Annotated in this window: 15 protein-coding genes; 5 read left to right on the top strand and 10 right to left on the bottom strand. The window is 66.0% G+C overall.

What is annotated here, in order from left to right; translation table 11 throughout:
- Positions 1-32 precede the first annotated feature (32 nt).
- Positions 33-1,400: a bifunctional UDP-N-acetylglucosamine diphosphorylase/glucosamine-1-phosphate N-acetyltransferase GlmU gene (gene glmU, locus ACZK2G_RS18875; RefSeq protein ID WP_337302222.1), complete on the top strand. Its 1,368-nt coding sequence runs from the start codon at positions 33-35 to the stop codon at positions 1,398-1,400.
- Complete coding sequence (locus ACZK2G_RS18870) at positions 1,369-1,899, top strand: GNAT family N-acetyltransferase (RefSeq protein ID WP_046984979.1); 531 nt, start codon at positions 1,369-1,371, stop codon at positions 1,897-1,899. The genes glmU and ACZK2G_RS18870 overlap by 32 nt, the downstream gene beginning before the upstream one ends.
- A gap of 86 nt (positions 1,900-1,985) precedes the next feature.
- Here ACZK2G_RS18870 and ACZK2G_RS18865 read toward each other — a convergent pair whose 3' ends face one another.
- The 7 genes from ACZK2G_RS18865 to ACZK2G_RS18835 form a co-directional block, all read right to left on the bottom strand.
- Positions 1,986-3,338 (bottom strand): sensor histidine kinase, encoded by a 1,353-nt coding sequence (locus ACZK2G_RS18865; RefSeq protein WP_478474098.1) that lies wholly within the window; start codon positions 3,336-3,338, stop codon positions 1,986-1,988.
- On the bottom strand, positions 3,335-4,681 hold the full coding sequence (locus ACZK2G_RS18860) for a sigma-54-dependent transcriptional regulator (protein WP_478474097.1): 1,347 nt from the start codon (positions 4,679-4,681) through the stop codon (positions 3,335-3,337). Before ACZK2G_RS18860 ends, ACZK2G_RS18865 begins: the two co-directional genes overlap by 4 nt.
- 120 nt (positions 4,682-4,801) lie before the next feature.
- Entirely contained in the window at positions 4,802-5,188 is a 387-nt protein-coding gene (locus ACZK2G_RS18855; RefSeq protein WP_478474096.1) for a PDZ domain-containing protein, read from the bottom strand.
- A gap of 1 nt (position 5,189) precedes the next feature.
- Positions 5,190-6,407: an ABC transporter permease gene (locus tag ACZK2G_RS18850; RefSeq protein WP_046984982.1), complete on the bottom strand. Its 1,218-nt coding sequence runs from the start codon at positions 6,405-6,407 to the stop codon at positions 5,190-5,192.
- A gap of 20 nt (positions 6,408-6,427) precedes the next feature.
- The gene (locus tag ACZK2G_RS18845; protein WP_253078348.1) at positions 6,428-7,726 is read right to left on the bottom strand and encodes an ABC transporter permease; all 1,299 of its coding nucleotides are present in this window, start codon (positions 7,724-7,726) and stop codon (positions 6,428-6,430) included.
- Between the two features lie 10 nt (positions 7,727-7,736).
- Positions 7,737-8,462: an ABC transporter ATP-binding protein gene (locus tag ACZK2G_RS18840; protein ID WP_006394322.1), complete on the bottom strand. Its 726-nt coding sequence runs from the start codon at positions 8,460-8,462 to the stop codon at positions 7,737-7,739.
- Positions 8,463-8,497: 35 nt separating this feature from the next.
- Positions 8,498-9,775: an efflux RND transporter periplasmic adaptor subunit gene (locus ACZK2G_RS18835; RefSeq protein ID WP_478474094.1), complete on the bottom strand. Its 1,278-nt coding sequence runs from the start codon at positions 9,773-9,775 to the stop codon at positions 8,498-8,500.
- 212 nt (positions 9,776-9,987) lie between these two features.
- On the opposite strand from ACZK2G_RS18835, the gene glmS reads away from it, so the two are divergent.
- Complete coding sequence (gene glmS, locus ACZK2G_RS18830) at positions 9,988-11,826, top strand: glutamine--fructose-6-phosphate transaminase (isomerizing) (RefSeq protein WP_046984985.1); 1,839 nt, start codon at positions 9,988-9,990, stop codon at positions 11,824-11,826.
- Positions 11,827-12,265: 439 nt separating this feature from the next.
- On the top strand, positions 12,266-12,697 hold the full coding sequence (locus ACZK2G_RS18825; protein ID WP_046984986.1) for a CBS domain-containing protein: 432 nt from the start codon (positions 12,266-12,268) through the stop codon (positions 12,695-12,697).
- Between the two features lie 67 nt (positions 12,698-12,764).
- On the opposite strand, the gene ACZK2G_RS18820 is transcribed toward ACZK2G_RS18825, so the two are convergent.
- Both ACZK2G_RS18820 and gloA read right to left on the bottom strand, forming a co-directional pair.
- Positions 12,765-13,193, bottom strand: a complete 429-nt coding sequence (locus tag ACZK2G_RS18820; RefSeq protein ID WP_046984987.1) for a VOC family protein — start codon at positions 13,191-13,193, stop codon at positions 12,765-12,767.
- A gap of 93 nt (positions 13,194-13,286) precedes the next feature.
- On the bottom strand, positions 13,287-13,802 hold the full coding sequence (gene gloA, locus ACZK2G_RS18815; RefSeq protein WP_046984988.1) for a lactoylglutathione lyase: 516 nt from the start codon (positions 13,800-13,802) through the stop codon (positions 13,287-13,289).
- 125 nt (positions 13,803-13,927) lie between these two features.
- Here gloA and ACZK2G_RS18810 point away from each other — a divergent pair, with 125 nt between their 5' ends.
- On the top strand, positions 13,928-15,040 hold the full coding sequence (locus tag ACZK2G_RS18810; protein WP_046984989.1) for a PLP-dependent cysteine synthase family protein: 1,113 nt from the start codon (positions 13,928-13,930) through the stop codon (positions 15,038-15,040).
- A 57-nt stretch (positions 15,041-15,097) separates the two neighbouring features.
- Here the strand turns inward: ACZK2G_RS18810 and ACZK2G_RS18805 are convergent, their stop codons facing one another.
- Entirely contained in the window at positions 15,098-15,502 is a 405-nt protein-coding gene (locus tag ACZK2G_RS18805) for a hypothetical protein (protein ID WP_046984990.1), read from the bottom strand.
- Between the last annotated feature and the right edge of the window lie 18 nt (positions 15,503-15,520).

Genomic DNA, 15,520 nt, shown 5'->3' with positions numbered 1-15,520 from the left:
TCATCGGCAACGAACCACGGACTGCCGTTTCCATGACCCAACCCCTGCACGTCATCATCCTCGCCGCTGGCGCGGGCAAGCGCATGAAGTCGGTGCTGCCGAAGGTGCTGCAGCCGATCGCCGGCCAGCCGATGCTGGCACACGTGATCGCGGCCGCCCGCGAACTGGAACCGGCGGCGATCCATGTGGTCTATGGCCATGGTGGTGAAGCGGTGCGCCAGCACTTCGCTGACCAGCCCGACCTGCAATGGGCTGAACAGGCGCAGCAGCTGGGCACCGGCCATGCGGTGGCCCAGGCGATGCCGCAGGTTCCGGATGCGGCCCAGGTGCTTGTGCTGTATGGCGACGTGCCGCTGATCCGAGCGCAGACCCTGCGCGACCTGCTGGCGCAGCCGGGCCGGCTGGCCGTGCTGGTCGCCGATGTCGAAGACCCGACCGGTTACGGCCGCGTGCTGCGCGACGCCGAGGGCAAGGTCGGCTCGATCGTTGAGCAGAAGGACGCCAACGACGACCAGCTGCGCGTACGCACGATCAACACCGGCATCATCGCCGCCGAATCCACCGCGCTGCGCCGTTGGCTGTCGCAGTTGTCGAACAGCAATGCACAGGGCGAGTACTACCTCACCGACGTGTTCGCCTTCGCCGCGCATGAGTACACCCCGGCCGAGATGGCGCTGGTGGCTGATGCACAGGAAGCCGAAGGGGCGAACGATCCCTGGCAGCTTTCGCAGCTGGAGCGTGCCTGGCAGCGCCGCGCGGTGCGCGCTTTGTGCGCGCAGGGTGCGCGCGTGCGTGACCCGGCACGCCTGGACATCCGCGGTACTGTCAGTGTCGGCAGCGACGTGCTGATCGATGTTGACGTTGTGCTCGAGGGCAACATCGTGCTGGGCGATGGCGTGACCATCGGACCGTTCAACCGGCTGAAGGACGTCAACCTCGGCCCGGGCACCGAAGTGCGCGCGCATTGTGACCTGGAAGGCGTGGTCACCGAAGGTGCTGCGCTGGTGGGGCCGTTCGCGCGGCTACGCCCGGGTACCGTGCTGGCCGACGGTGTGCACGTGGGCAACTTCGTCGAGACCAAGAAAGTCACCCTCGGTGTCGGCAGCAAGGCCAACCACCTGACCTACCTGGGCGACGCGGTGATCGGTAGCAAGGTGAACATCGGTGCCGGCACCATCACCTGCAACTACGACGGTGTGAACAAGTCGACCACCACCATCGGCGACAACGCCTTCATCGGCTCCAACAGTTCGCTGGTAGCACCGGTGACCATTGGCGATAGCGCGACGATTGCCGCCGGTTCGGTCATCACCCGCGACGCCCCGGATGGCAAGCTGACCCTGGCACGTGCACGACAGGAAACCATCGATGGCTGGAAGCGCCCGCTCAAAAAGCCCTGAGCCACGTGCAGCGCGCGCCGATGAGCTCGGGGTGCTGCCTGCGATCGAGCGACGTGCTGGCGAACTGCTGAAGGGCCACCCGGCCTACACGGTGTTCGCCGGCCATGGGCTGGACCTGCAGACCCTGCAGGAGGGCCTGCAGCGCGGTCAGTTGTGGGTGGTGGATGCAGCTGATGGCGGCATCGCGGGTTACCTGCTGGCCGGCGAACTGTGTGGTGAGTTCCATGTGCTGCAGATGGACGTGGACCCCATGCATGCCCGGCGCGGCCACGGCCGCGCGTTGCTGCGGCATGCATTGGGCGAGGCCAAAGCGCTTGGTTACCCGGCGGCAGTGCTGACCACGTTGTCCGATGTGCCGTGGAATGCGGACTTCTATGCAAGCGAAGGATTCGCGGTAGTGCCGCAGGCGGAGTGGAGCGATGGCCTGCGCGCCGTGATGGCTGAAGAGGCCGCGCTGGGGTTTCCGATGCATCTGCGGGTGGCGATGCGGCGCGTTTAGTAGCTGCCGACCTTGGTCGGCATATCCACGCATGGCGTGGATCTACTGACAGGCCGACCAAGGTCGGCAGCTGCCGGGAAACCCGCTCAGCCCACCGGCAACAGGATCGACACGCACAACCCGCCATCGCCGCGGTTCTGCAGTGATACCCGGCCGCCATGCGCTTCCACGATCTCGCGGGTCAAGGCCAAGCCCAGCCCGGTGCCATTGCGCTTGGTCGAATAGAACGGCATCAGCGCATTCTGCAGCACCTGCTCGTTCATGCCCTTGCCACGGTCGAGCACGTCCAGGCGCAGCCACTGCGGCAACCGCGTCAGCTGCACCTGCACATCGTCGTTCGGCGGATCAGCCTCGGCGCAGGCTTCATGAGCATTCTTCAGCAGGTTCAACAGCGCCTGCCCGAACTGCGCGATATCGATGCGGCTGCTGAGCTCTTCCTCCGGCTCGTGCTCCATGCCGAACGGGATCTGCTGGCGCATGCTGGACAGGAACGGTGCCCAGTGCACGGTCTGCAACTGCGGCTGCGGCAGCTTGGCAAAGCGCGCATAGCCGCGGATGAAACCTTCCAGGTGGCGCGCACGATCCTCGATGGTGGTGAAGATCTCCGGCAGCCGATCAAAGCGTTCGCGCTGCACCAGCACGCCGCCGGAGTGGGCCAGCGATGCGATCGGCGCCAGCGAGTTGTTGAGCTCGTGGCTGATCACCCGGATCACCTTCTTCCAGGTCTGAACTTCTTGGCGGCGCAGCTCGGCGGTCAGCAGGCGCACCAGCAGCAGGTCATGCGGTCGGCCGTTGAGCTGGAAGGCGCGCCGCGACAGGTGGTAGACCTGCTCGTCGTCCTCATCACCATCCTCTCCCTCGGCGTGCACCGCGAACAGGCTGTCGCCGCCACGGGCGATGGCATCGCGCAGCTCCACCGGCACCTGTTCCAGCACCTCTTCCAGACGTTGGCCTTCCAGTTTCCAGCCGCCGTGCAGCAGCTTGCGCGCGGCCAGGTTGGAGAACACCACGCGGGCGATGCCATCACCGCCGGAGGCGATCAGCAGCATTGCCACTGGCGTGTTCTGCACCATGGTGTCCAGCAGCAGCTCGCGCTGCACCAGCCCCTGTCGCTGCGCGCGCAGCACATCACCCAGCTCGCGGTGGGCTTCCACCAGGTCACCCAGCTCATCGTTGCCGGGCCAGTACACGCCGAAGTTGTATTCGCCATCGCGGTAGCTGCTGGTGGTGCCGGACAGGGCGCGCATCAGCGAACGCACCGGCGCGGTGGCGCGACGCAGGGTCCACCACATCAGCGACAGCAGGACCAGCGCCGATACCGTGGTGACCACCCAGCCATGGTCCATCCAGTACGCCAGCAGCCACGGCAAGGCAGCGGCCAGCGCCAGCACTGGCAGCAGGCGCAGGAACAGGCGGAAGGTGAACGAGCGCCGTTTCATTCGCGAGGGATGCCGTGGCGATCCATCCGCCGGTACAGCGCCTGCCGGCTCAGGCCGAGTTCGGCGGCGGCCTGGGCGATGACGCCGTGGTTGCGCGCCAGTACGTCTTCGATGCGCGCGCGGTCGGGATCATTGCCCACACTGGGCGTCGGGCGCGGAGCGGCGGCTGCGCGCGGCAGGTTGAGATCGGCGACTTCGATGCGGTTGCCGGTGGCCAGCAGTTCGGCGCGCTGGATCACGTTGCGCAGCTCGCGCACGTTGCCCGGCCAGGGGTGCCGCTGCAGGGCTGCGGTGGCGGCACTGGACAGGGGCTTGCCAGCGGTCAGGAAGCGCTCGGCCAGGGGCACGATGTCGCCCGGACGCTCGGCCAGCGGCGGCAGCACCAGTTCCACCGTGTTGAGGCGGTAATAGAGGTCTTCGCGGAAGCTGCCCTCGCGGATCATCGCTGGCAGGTCGGCGTTGGTCGCACTGACCACGCGCACCTTGACCTGGCGCTCGCGGTTGGAGCCCAGGCGCTCGAAGCGGCCTGTTTCCAGCACACGCAGCAGCTTCATCTGCCCGCCCAGCGACAGGTTGCCGATCTCATCCAGGAACAGGGTGCCACCATCGGCGGCTTCGAACTTGCCTTCGCGTGCCTTGTTGGCGCCGGTGTAGGCACCGGCCTCGGCACCGAACAGTTCGGCTTCGATCAGCTCCGACGGCAGTGCACCGCAGTTGACCGTGATGAACGGACCCTTGGCCACCAGCGAGTTGGCCTGGATGATCTGCGCGATCTTTTCCTTGCCGGCACCATTGGGACCGGTGATCAGTACCGGCAGCTCGGAGCGCGCGACCTGGCAGGCCAGCGCGATCACGCGCTCGCTGGCGGGGTCGGCGAAGACCGCGCCGCACAGGTCGTACTTCTCTTCCAGCGCGTTGCGCTGGCGCAGTTCACGGCTGCGGCGCCGGTCCAGTTCGCGGCGCGCTTCGGACAGTTCCAGCAGGTTGTTCACGGTGGTCAGCAGCTTGCGGTCGTCCCATGGCTTGGCCAGGTAGTCGGCGGCACCGGCCTTGACCAGGTCCACCGCGTTGCTGAGGTGGGTCCAGGCGGTCAGCAGGATCACCGGCAGGTCCGGATGGCGTGCGCGGATCTGCGCGAACAAGGCCTCACCTTCTTCGCCGGAGGTAGTGTCCTCGCTGAAGTTCATGTCCTGGATCACCAGGTCGACCGGCTGCGACTCGAGCAGGGCCAGCCCTTCGGACGGGCTCTGCGCCTGCAGGGTGTCGATGTCGTGCAGGGAGAACAGCACATCCAGTGCGGTGCCTACACTGGCGTTGTCGTCGATGATCAGGATCGAAGGCATCAAGCGGTTCTGCAGAAAGGGATGGGCGGCGCCGATGGAGCCGATCGTGTCCATGCACCGGGAGAGCCCGGCGCCACCCATCAAGCATAGCCAAACCCGTGGCCGCAGGGGCAGGCGGGGTCAGCGCTGCGCTGGCGGAGGGGGTGGTGCCGGTGGAGGCGGAGCGACCAGCGCCAGGCGCCAGGCAGCCGCATTCACCGGGACTGTCATTTCGCGCCTGTCGCGGCGCAGCAACAGATAGACGGTGGGGCCGGTGGAGTGGCGCAGGGCGCCGGCAAGGTGCTCGACCTGGCGCACCGCAGTGTCGTCCACGCGCAGGATGCGATCGCCGCTGCGTACGCCGAAGCGGGCTGTCGGGCTGGCAGCCTCTACATGCACCTGGCCCTCGGTCGAGCGCAGTGCCAGCCGTGCATCATCCTGGCGCCATTCCAGCGTCTGCGAGTTGCCACCGCCGGCCAGTGCCGGCAGTGGCAGGAGCATCACCAGCAGCATCCAGTGGGCGCGCATCTCACGCGCCCCGGGTGGCGACCGCAGGCGGGACGGCTGCAGCACGCCGGGCCGGCCCGAACACCGCGATCTGGCCCAGCACCCACAGCAGCAGCGCGCCCAGCGGCAGGTAGTACAGCGGCATGCGTGGCAGCTCGTACATGTTCATCAGTGCAAGGTTGATCGCATAGGCGGCGAGCATGCCCAGCACGATGCCCAGCGTGGCCAGCAGGAAGTTCTCGGTCTGGAAGTAGCGCAGGATCTGCCCACGGGTGGCGCCCAGTGCGCGGCGGATGCCGATCTGCTTGCTGCGCTGCTGCACCCAGAAGCTGGCCAGGCCGATGATGCCCAGTGCGGTGACCACCAGCAACGAGATGCTGACCGTGATCAGCAGGCCGACCATCGCGCGATCGTTCTTGAAGAAGTCCTTGCGCTGGTCTTCATAGGTCAGCTTGTCGCGCATCAGCCGGTTGGGATCATTGCGTTCCAGTGTTGTGGCGGCGGCGTTGAGCACTTCCTCGCGGCGCGCAGGGTCGGTGCGCAGTACATAGGTGCCACCTTCATCGAAGCTGCGGCGCAGCGGCAGCAGCATCGAGTTGGTCCAGTTGTCATTCCAGCCATTGGGCGTGCTGAGGGTGTCGACGATGCCGACCACATTCAGGGGCTGCTTGCCCATGTAGTAGGTCTTGTTCAGTGCGCTGCCGTTGGGCTCCATCTTGGCGGCAGTGGCCTGGGTGAGGATCACCGGAATCGCCTGTTCCTTGGCGCCGCCCTTGCTCGCTTCCTTCATGTCCTTGTACTCGCTGGGCAGGAAATCACGACCCGCGATCAGGTTGATGCCCATGGTTCCCAACCCACCTTCGGACAGGGTGTACATCGAGGCATTCGTGGTCGGGCGCTCCTGGTCGAGCTCACGCGAGATGCTGCTGCTGGAGGACCCATTGCGGAACGGAACCTGGTTGATGATGGTGGCGCTGGTGACGCCGGGAATGGCACGCAGCGAGGCCAGGTCTTCGCGGGTGCGGGCCATGGCGTTGGTCTGCTCGCCGATGCCGCTGACGCGCACCATCACCAGTTCGTTCTCGGCGATGCCACTGGGCATGCTGATCTTGTCGACGCGCTGGCTGACCAGGAACAGCGCGTTGCAGACGATGGCGCAGGTCAGCGCGACTTCCAGCACGATCAGGGCGGCCGCGGTCTTGTGCCGGCGCAGGGTGCTGAGGATGGGGCGGATGTCCATGGGAGTCCTCGTTCTCGTACTTACTGCGACTTGAGCTGGATGGCCGGGGTGACCTGCATGGCGCGCCAGGCAGGCAGGAAACCGGCGGCGAGGCTGGCAAACAGGGTCAGGCCCAGTGCGAGCAGCAGCATGTTGCCGTCCAGGTGGGCCAGCTTGGCGTACTCCACCGGTTGCTGGCGCACCGCGAACAGGCCGAGCAGGGCCAGGCCGATACCCAGCACGCCACCGACCACGCCGACCGCGCCGGCTTCCACCAGGCACTGCAGGAAGATCTGGCCACGACTGGCGCCGAGGGCACGGCGCACACCGATCTCACCGCTGCGGCGCAGGAACTTGGCCAGCAGCAGGCCCACCGTGTTGACCAGGCAGACGCCGAGGAAGCCCAGGGCCAGCCACAGCTGCAGGCGCACGTCGCTGGGCACCGCGCCGTTGAAGTCCAGCCATTCCATCACGGTGCGCAGGCGCACGTTCGGCGGGTGCTTGAAGCGGCCAGCCTCGCGCTGCTGTGTCGAATAGTTCTCCAGGTAGCGGCGATAGTCGGCGGCCTTGGCCGGGTCCAGTTCCACCCAGTACTGCAGCCAGGCGCACGGTGCATTGAGCGAGTAGCTGTTGCCGTCGGGGTTCTCACCGAAACAGTTCATGTTGCCGTTGTTGCCCAGCTTCAGGTCGAACGAAGTGGAGATCGGCAGCAGCAGATCTTCGTCCTTGCCGAAGCTGCCCGTGGTCAGATCGTAGAAGTGCGGCTCCGGGCTCCACTCCTTCATGACGCCGACCACGCGATAGCTCTGGCCTTCCATGCGCACGTCACGCCCCACGCTGTTGGCACCCTGGAACAGCTTGTCGTTGAGTGCCTTGGAGATGACCACCACGCGGGCGCGGGCGTTGTCATCCTCGCGCGTCCAGGGGCGGCCGTACTGCATGGGAACCTCGAACATCGGGAAGAAGTCGGCCGACGTCCAGCGGGTGTCGATGCTGAAGGGCTTGAGCGTGCTGTTGTTCGGCTCGATGGTGCCACCGCCGCCGCTCATCAGGGCTTGGCGCTCACCCTTGGCCTCGCGCAGCAGCGCTTCACCGTCGAACCGGGTCAACTGGGTTTCCGGCTCCTCGCCGGCGACATAGGCGCCGGTTGCCGCATCCAGCTGGACGTAGAACAGGCGGTCGCTCTTGCCGGGAATCGGGTCGCCGGACAGTACATGGAACACAGTCAAAGTGGTCATCGAGGCGCCGATGCCCAGCGCGATGGCAACCACCATCAGCGCGGTCAGTACCTTGTTGCGGCGGAAGCTGCGCACCGCCAGTCGGGAGTAGTAGGCGAACATGGTCGGGCCCTCACTCGTTGACGGCGACGATGTGACGCGGCGGGGTGGCCAGCACCGGCTCGCGCACCAGGTCGGTCACCTGGCCATCGACGATGTGCACGTTGCGCTGCGCGCGGGCGGCCAGTTCCGGATCATGAGTGACCATCACGATGGTGGTGCCAGCGGCGTTGATCTCTTCCAGCAGTTCCATCACGCCGCGGGCCATCTGCGTGTCCAGGTTGCCGGTCGGTTCGTCGGCCAGCAACAGGCGCGGGCTGCCGGCCAAGGCGCGTGCGATGGCCGCGCGCTGCTGCTGGCCGCCCGACAGTTCATTCGGATAGTGCTTCATGCGCGAGCCGAGGCCGACCTGGCTCAGCGCCTTCTCGATACGTTCGCGGCGCTCGTTGGCGCTCATCTTCCGATAGCGCAGCGGCACGTCGACGTTGTCGAACAGGTTCAGGTCGGGGATCAGGTTGAAGCCCTGGAAGATGAAGCCGATCTTCTGGTTGCGCAGGCGGCTGCGCGCATCGTCGCCGAGCTTGCTCACGTCCTGGCCGTCGAGCATGTAGGTGCCGCTGGTGAAGGTTTCCAGCAGACCGGCGATGTTGAGGAAGGTGGTCTTGCCGGAGCCGGACGGGCCGGTGACAGCGACGAACTCGCCTTCCTTGACCTGCAGTTCCAGCGAGCGCAACGCATGGGTTTCCACCTGTTCGGTGCGGAAGACCTTGGCGACCGAACGCATTTCGAGCATGTACATGGGGTGTCCTCTCTCCAGGATTCAGGTATCAGGTATCAGTTGACGGAGACGCGTTCGGCGTCCTTGAACAGGTCGCTGCCGGAGACCACGATGCGGTCCCCCGGCTGCACACCCGACTTGATTTCCACTTCGCCCAGGCTGCTGACGCCCAGCTCCACCGGGCGGCGCACCGCGGTGCGGCCATCCATCACGTAGGCGATGCCGTTGCCCTGTTCGACGAACGGGCCGCGCTCGACCTTCAGCACGTCCCTGCGGGTATCGAGCAGCACGCGCACCGACATCCGCTGGCTCTGGCGCAGGCCTTCCGGCTGCGCGCTGGCGAAGCGCACGCGGGCGTTGACCTCGCCGTTGACCACTTCCGGCGACACCGCACTGATCTCGCCCGGGAAAGGCTTGCCGTTGCCGCCGGTCAGCTGCGCCGGCATGCCGATCGCCAGGTCGCGCGCGAAGCTCTCCGGCACCTTGATCTCGACTTCGAACTTGGACAGGTCAACCACGCCCAGCACCGGCGCGTTGGCGGCCAGGTTGGTGGACTGGATGGCCTGCACCTGGCCGACCTGGCCGTCGAACGGTGCGCGCAGGGTCAGCGCGTCGACCTGGCGCTGCACCTCGGCCACCACCGCCTTCTGGCGATCGGCCAGCAGGCGCTTGTTGCGGGCATCCAGGTCCGCGCCCTGGCTCTGCAGGCGGGCATCGATGGTGGCGTTGGCCAGGGTGATGTCGGCCTTCTTCAGCGAGTCCTTGGCCTTGGCCAGGTCGATCTGCGGCACCGCGCCGCCGTCATAGCCGCGCTGGTAGCGCTGCAGGTCACGGTCGGCGGCCTGCCGTTCGATGGTGGCCTGATCGGTTTCCTTGCGCGACTTGGCGCGGGCCAGGGTGGCGTCCAGTGCGGCCCGGCTCGATTCAGCCTCCAGGCCGGCCAGGGTGGCCTGTTCCTGGGCCAGCTTGCTGCGCAGTTCCGGGCTGTCGATGACCGCCAGTTCCTGTCCCTTCTTGACCACGTCGCCGGCGACCACCTTCAGGTCCACGGTACCGGCCGAGATGGCATACAGAATCGGGCTGTTGGCAGCGATCACGCGGCCGTCGGCAGCAATGTCGCGGACCAGGTCGCCGCGCTTCACTTCGGCGATGCGCACGCGGCTGCTGTCGAAGGAGCGGCTGGCATTGGACCAGGCATGTACCGCCCAGCCAATGCCGGCCAGCAGTGCGATGGCGGCAAGCGCCGGCCAGCGGTAGCGCTGCCAGGAGGCGCGGGTGGTGCCTGCCGGGGCGGAGGAAACGATCTGGTCCTGTGCGGAGGTGTCGCGGATCATCGATGCGTGCCTGTCGGTGGTGCCTGGGTGGTACCCGATACAAGCACGATGCATGCCAACTTTATTTCCTTTCAGTTCAATGATTTGGATGGGTACGAAAAGTGTCCGCGTGTCCGCGGACACCTTTCCGGACACTTTCATTAAGCGGACAGGAGGGCGACGCCGGACGCTCAGGCTAGAATGCGCCGATCGTCTTCAAGGAAACGCCTGACATGTGTGGAATCGTAGGTGCGATCGCTGATCGCGACGTAGTGCCGGTGCTGATCGAAGGCCTGAAGCGGCTTGAGTACCGTGGTTACGATTCCTCCGGTATCGCGGTGATCGACCAGGGTGAGCGCCGGGATGTACGCCGCGTGCGTCGCACCGGTCGCGTTTCGGAAATGGCCACTGCGGCCGAGGCCGAGGGCTTCAATGCAGTGCTGGGCATCGGCCATACGCGCTGGGCCACCCATGGCGGTGTCACCGAGGCCAACGCGCATCCGCACATCAGCCACGGCGTGGCGCTGGTGCACAACGGCATCATCGAGAACCACGAAGAGCAGCGCGAGAAGCTGCGTGCGCTGGGCTACAGCTTCGAGTCGCAGACCGATACCGAAGTCATCGCGCACCTGATCCACCATCACCTGAAGGACGGCGATGACCTGCTGGTGGCGCTGCAGCGCACCGTGAAGGAACTGACCGGTGCCTACGCTCTGGCCGTGGTCAGCCGCGCCGAACCGGAGCGCTTCGTGTGCGCGCGGATGGGCTGCCCGTTGCTGATCGGTCTGGGCGAGGGCGAGAACTTCGTCGCGTCCGACGTTTCGGCGGTGCTGTCGGCCACCCGCAAGGTGATCTTCCTGGAGGAGGGCGACACCGCCGAAATCCGCCGCGACGGCGTGCGCATCTTCGATGAGCATGACCAGCCGGTCGAGCGCGACGTGCACCTGTCCGACGTGTCGCTGGCGTCGTTGGAGCTGGGCCCGTACCGCCACTTCATGCAGAAGGAAATCCACGAACAGCCACGTGCGCTGGGCGATACCATCGAGGCGGCAATCGACGCCGGTGGTTTCCCGGCCGAGCTGTTCGGCAAGAATGCCGAGGCCGTGCTGTCGGGCATCGAAGGCGTGCAGATCATCGCCTGCGGCACCAGCTACTACGCCGGGCTGACCGCGCGTTACTGGATAGAAGCCATTGCCGGCCTGCCGTGCAGCGTGGAGATTGCCAGCGAGTACCGCTACCGCGCCGCCTATGCGAACCCGAAGCACCTGATCGTCACCATCTCCCAGTCCGGCGAAACGCTGGATACGATGGAGGCGCTGAAGTACGCCAAGTCGCTGGGCCACAAGCACACGCTGTCGATCTGCAACGTGCCGGAGAGTGCGATCCCGCGCGCCAGCGAACTGGTCTGCTACACCCGCGCCGGCGCCGAGATCGGCGTGGCCTCGACCAAGGCCTTCACCACCCAGCTGGCCGCGCTGTTCCAGCTGACCGTAGTGCTGGGCAAGCTGCATGGCCGCATCGACGCGGCGCAGGAAGCGGACTACCTGGAGCAGTTGCGCTTCCTGCCGGGCAGCGTGCAGCACGCGCTGAACATGGAGCCGCAGATCGCTGCCTGGGCCGAGCGTTTCGCGCGCAAGAGCAGTGCGCTGTTCCTGGGCCGTGGCCTGCATTACCCGATCGCGCTGGAAGGCGCGCTCAAGCTGAAGGAAATCTCCTATATCCACGCCGAGGCCTATCCGGCGGGTGAGCTGAAGCATGGCCCGCTGGCGCTGGTGGACGAGGACATGCCGGTGGTAGTGATCGCGCCCAACGACAGCCTGCTGGAAAAGGTGAAGTCGAACATGCAGGAAGTGCGCGCCCGTGGCGGCGAGCTGTTTGTGTTTGCCGACCAGGACAGCAACTTCAACGAGTCCGAGGGCGTGCATGTGATCCGCACGCCGCGCCATGCCGGCGTGCTCAGCCCGATCGTGCACACCATCCCGGTGCAGCTGCTGGCATATCACACCGCACTGGCGCGTGGCACCGACGTGGACAAGCCGCGCAACCTGGCCAAGAGCGTGACGGTGGAGTAACCCCGCCGGATCCATTGGATACTGCATGCGAAGGGGCCCCACGTGGGCCCCTTTCGTTTGCGCCGTGGCAAGTGGGACAGCCGCCGGGTGTTCTGTCCGCTGTCGGCAGCCGGCAATCAATCTTTAATGCGCGACATCGCCTGTATTCAGCGGCGGTTTCAGCCACGGTGCCATTCTCTGGATCGTCAGTTGGTTCCCACGACGAACTGTCCTATCGATGCCGGTAGTGACCGATGGTCGCAGTCGTAGAATCACTTTGACCGAGGGTCGGGTTGAGCCGTTGAGCCCACCTCGTTCGCGTTGCAGCACGACGTCTGCCGATTCATTCCAAGCGGCAGGCGGGTGCGCCAGACGTGCGCTGAAAGGTCTGTTCCCGGGGAGGGGGCGTATCGGAAGAGCACACTTTTTTGACTTCAGTGACCTGCACCAGGAAACAAGAATGAACGTCCGCGAACTCCTGCAATCCAAGAAAGAAGCTGTCATCACCATCGACGCCGAAGACACCATCGGTGCCGCCGCCCACAAGATGAGCGCGAACAGGATCGCTGCGCTGGTGGTGATGAAGGACGATGCCCCGGTTGGCATCATTTCCGAAAAGGACATCGTGCGTACCCTGGCCGACGACGGCCCGCAGGCCGGCCGCCGGGTGATTTCCAGCCTGCCGTCCACTGGCCTGGAAGGTATTGCGCCGGAAGCCACCCTGAAGCAGGCCATGTCGTTGATGACGTACTCGCGGCGCCGTCATCTGATGGTCACCGAAGGCACGCTCCTGGTGGGCATCCTCAGCCTGGGCGACATCGTGAAGAACCTGCTGGGCGAGCTGGAGCTGGAAAAGGCCGTGCTGCAGGACATCTACATGGCGGCCCACTGAGGGCTGCATTGTCGGAACGAGAGAAGCCGGGCATTGCCCGGCTTCTTCGTTCACGGCTTCGGTGAAATCAGAAAGTGACCTTCACCGAGTCGGCGCTGTAGTTCGCCGGGCCGTGGTAGACCACTTCGATGTTGTTGCCATCCGGATCAATCACGAACGCGCCGTAGTAACCGGGGTGGTAGGGGCGCTCGCCGGGTGCGCCGTTGTCCTTGCCTCCGGCAGCGATGGCCGCAGTGTGGAAGGCATCGACGGTGGCGCTGTCGCGGGCCTGGAACGCCAGGTGGTGGCGGCCGGTCAGCTGGCCGGCGGCGGCTTCGCTGCTGGCGCTGGAAATGAACAGCTCGTCGGCCCAGAAGTAATCCTCGCCTTCGCCGGCGATCGGGATGCCGATCGTATCGAACACCGCCTGGTAGAAGCGCCGGCTGGCGGCCAGGTCGCGTACGACCAGCTGGATGTGGTCGATCAGTCGCCCGCGGTGCAGTTCCATCGTTTCCATACCAACCTCGCAAAAAAAGGGGACGGAGGGGATCAGGTCGCTTCCGGCCAATAGTGCCAGAAACGACCTGATCCCTTCCGTCCCCTTTTGGGGTCAGTTGGAGATGATCTCGACCCAGTAGCCGTCCGGGTCCTTGATGAAGGCCAGGTTCTTCATGCGGCCGTCGGTGAGGCGCTTCTGGAAGGTCACGCCCAGGTCCTCGAAGCGCTGGCAGGCGGCCTCGATATCCGGCACTGACACGCAGATGTGGCCGAAGCCGCGCGGGTCGCTGTTGCCGTCGTGGTAGACCGCGCCGTCCTGGCTCTCGGTGCCGTGGTTGTGGGTCAGCTCCAGCAAGCCCGGCAGGCCGGCCATCCACACGCGACGGGCGTCGTCATCCTCGGGTACCACGGCGCCGGCCGGTACGTAGGCCAGGAAGTACAGGCTGAACTGGGCTTCGGCGAAGTCGCGCTTGTCGATCAGCTGGTAGCCGAGCACGCGGGTGTAGAAGTCCAGCGAGGCGGTGATGTCCTTCACCCGCAGCATGGTGTGGTTGAACACGAAGCCGGTGGTTTCGGCCGGAGCCTGGGCGGCGACGCCGGGGACATCGCGCAGGGCGGGAATGGTCATGGGGGAGGTCCTTCAGACAGGGCCGTTGCCGGCCGGATGGCTTCATTCTACCGGCCAGCACCTGACGGCACCGCGACGTACAATGGCTTGATCGCACCGTTCCGTCCTGATGACCATTGCCCGCCATGTCGCAGCGTGAATGGGTGGCCGCCGCCATCCGCAAGATCGAAGCCGATTTCAACCGTTCCGCCGATACCCACCTGATCCCGTTGGCGCTGCCCGGGTTCGAGGGCATCGATGTGTACCTGAAGGATGAATCGAGCCATCCCACCGGCAGCCTCAAGCACCGGCTGGCCCGCTCGCTGTTCCTGTATGCGTTGACCAACGGCTGGTTGCGCGAGGGGCGGCCGGTGATCGAGGCATCCAGCGGTTCGACCGCGGTGTCCGAAGCCTATTTCGCGCGTCTGCTGGGCCTGCCGTTCATCGCGGTGATTCCGGCCACGACCTCGCCGGAAAAGATCGCAGCGATCGAGTTCCATGGTGGCCGCTGCCACCTGGTCGAGCGCGCCTGCGATCTCAACTGTGATTCGGAGAAGCTGGCCCGCGAGACCGGCGGCCACTTCATGGATCAGTTCACCTACGCCGAGCGTGCCACCGACTGGCGCGCCAACAACAACATCGCCGAATCCATCTTCAAGCAGATGGCCGAAGAGCCCAGCCCGGTTCCGGAATGGATCGTGTGCAGCCCCGGTACCGGCGGTACCGCGGCCACGCTGGGCCGCTATGTCAGCTACCGCCGGCATGACACCCGCATCCTCTGCGCGGACCCGGAAGTGTCGGTGTTCTTCGATGGCTATCAGGCTGCCGTGGCCGGCCAGCAGGACTGGCGCGGCCTGACCTGCAGCGGCGGTTCGCGCGTGGAAGGTATCGGCCGGCCGCGGGTGGAACCGAGCTTCATTCCGACCAGTGTGGATGCGATGGTGAAGGTGCCCGATGCACTGAGCCTGGCCGCGATGCGCCATGTCAGCCGCCAGCTCGGCCGACGCGTGGGTGGCTCCACCGGTACCAATTTCATCGGCGTGCTGCAGGCTGCGCAGTGGATGCGCGAGGCCGGCCACCAGGGCAGCATCGTCAGCATCCTGTGCGACAGCGGTGAGCGCTACGCGCAGAGCTACTACGACCCGGCGTGGTATGCACGGCAGGGTATCGATGTGCAGGGGGCCGACGCGCAGCTGGCTGCTGCGGTAGCCGGGCAGGGCCTGCCGCAACTGCCGTGGTGCAGCCTGGAGGCGCTGTAGCCAGCCGGCATTCCGCCGGGCCATGCCCGGCGAGCGCAGCGGTGTGTCGCACCCCGATCAATACCCCGCTGCGGTGAACGCATCCAGCACTGCATCGCGCAGCGCATCGGGCAATGCCTCGATGTCCATCGCGCGATCATCCAGGTGCAGGCTCGGGTCCAGGCCGCTGGCCCGGCCCTGGGCCAGTGCCTGCAGCCACAGCAGCACGCAGATCACAAACTCGCGCTCATGGCCCAGCCGCAGCTGGCTGGCGCCGCGTTCGATCACCTCGAACGGGTACCACTCCTGGGCATCGTTGAAGGTGCCGCCCTGCTGAAGCACGGCCTGCAACTGCTGCAGGTGGCGCGGGGCGTCGTCGCCGGCATCGCACAGCGCGGCGATCCAGGTCAGCTCGGCCGCGCTGGCGGACAACGCCAGCGACCGCGCCGATGAGACGGATGCAACTGCAGCCAGACCTTCCATGTGGGCCCTCGTTGGGTA

This window comes from Stenotrophomonas sp. 107298_Sma (assembly GCF_056480345.1).
The sequence above is the reverse complement of the archived record's forward strand: the minus strand, read 5'-3'. Positions and strand labels throughout refer to the sequence as shown.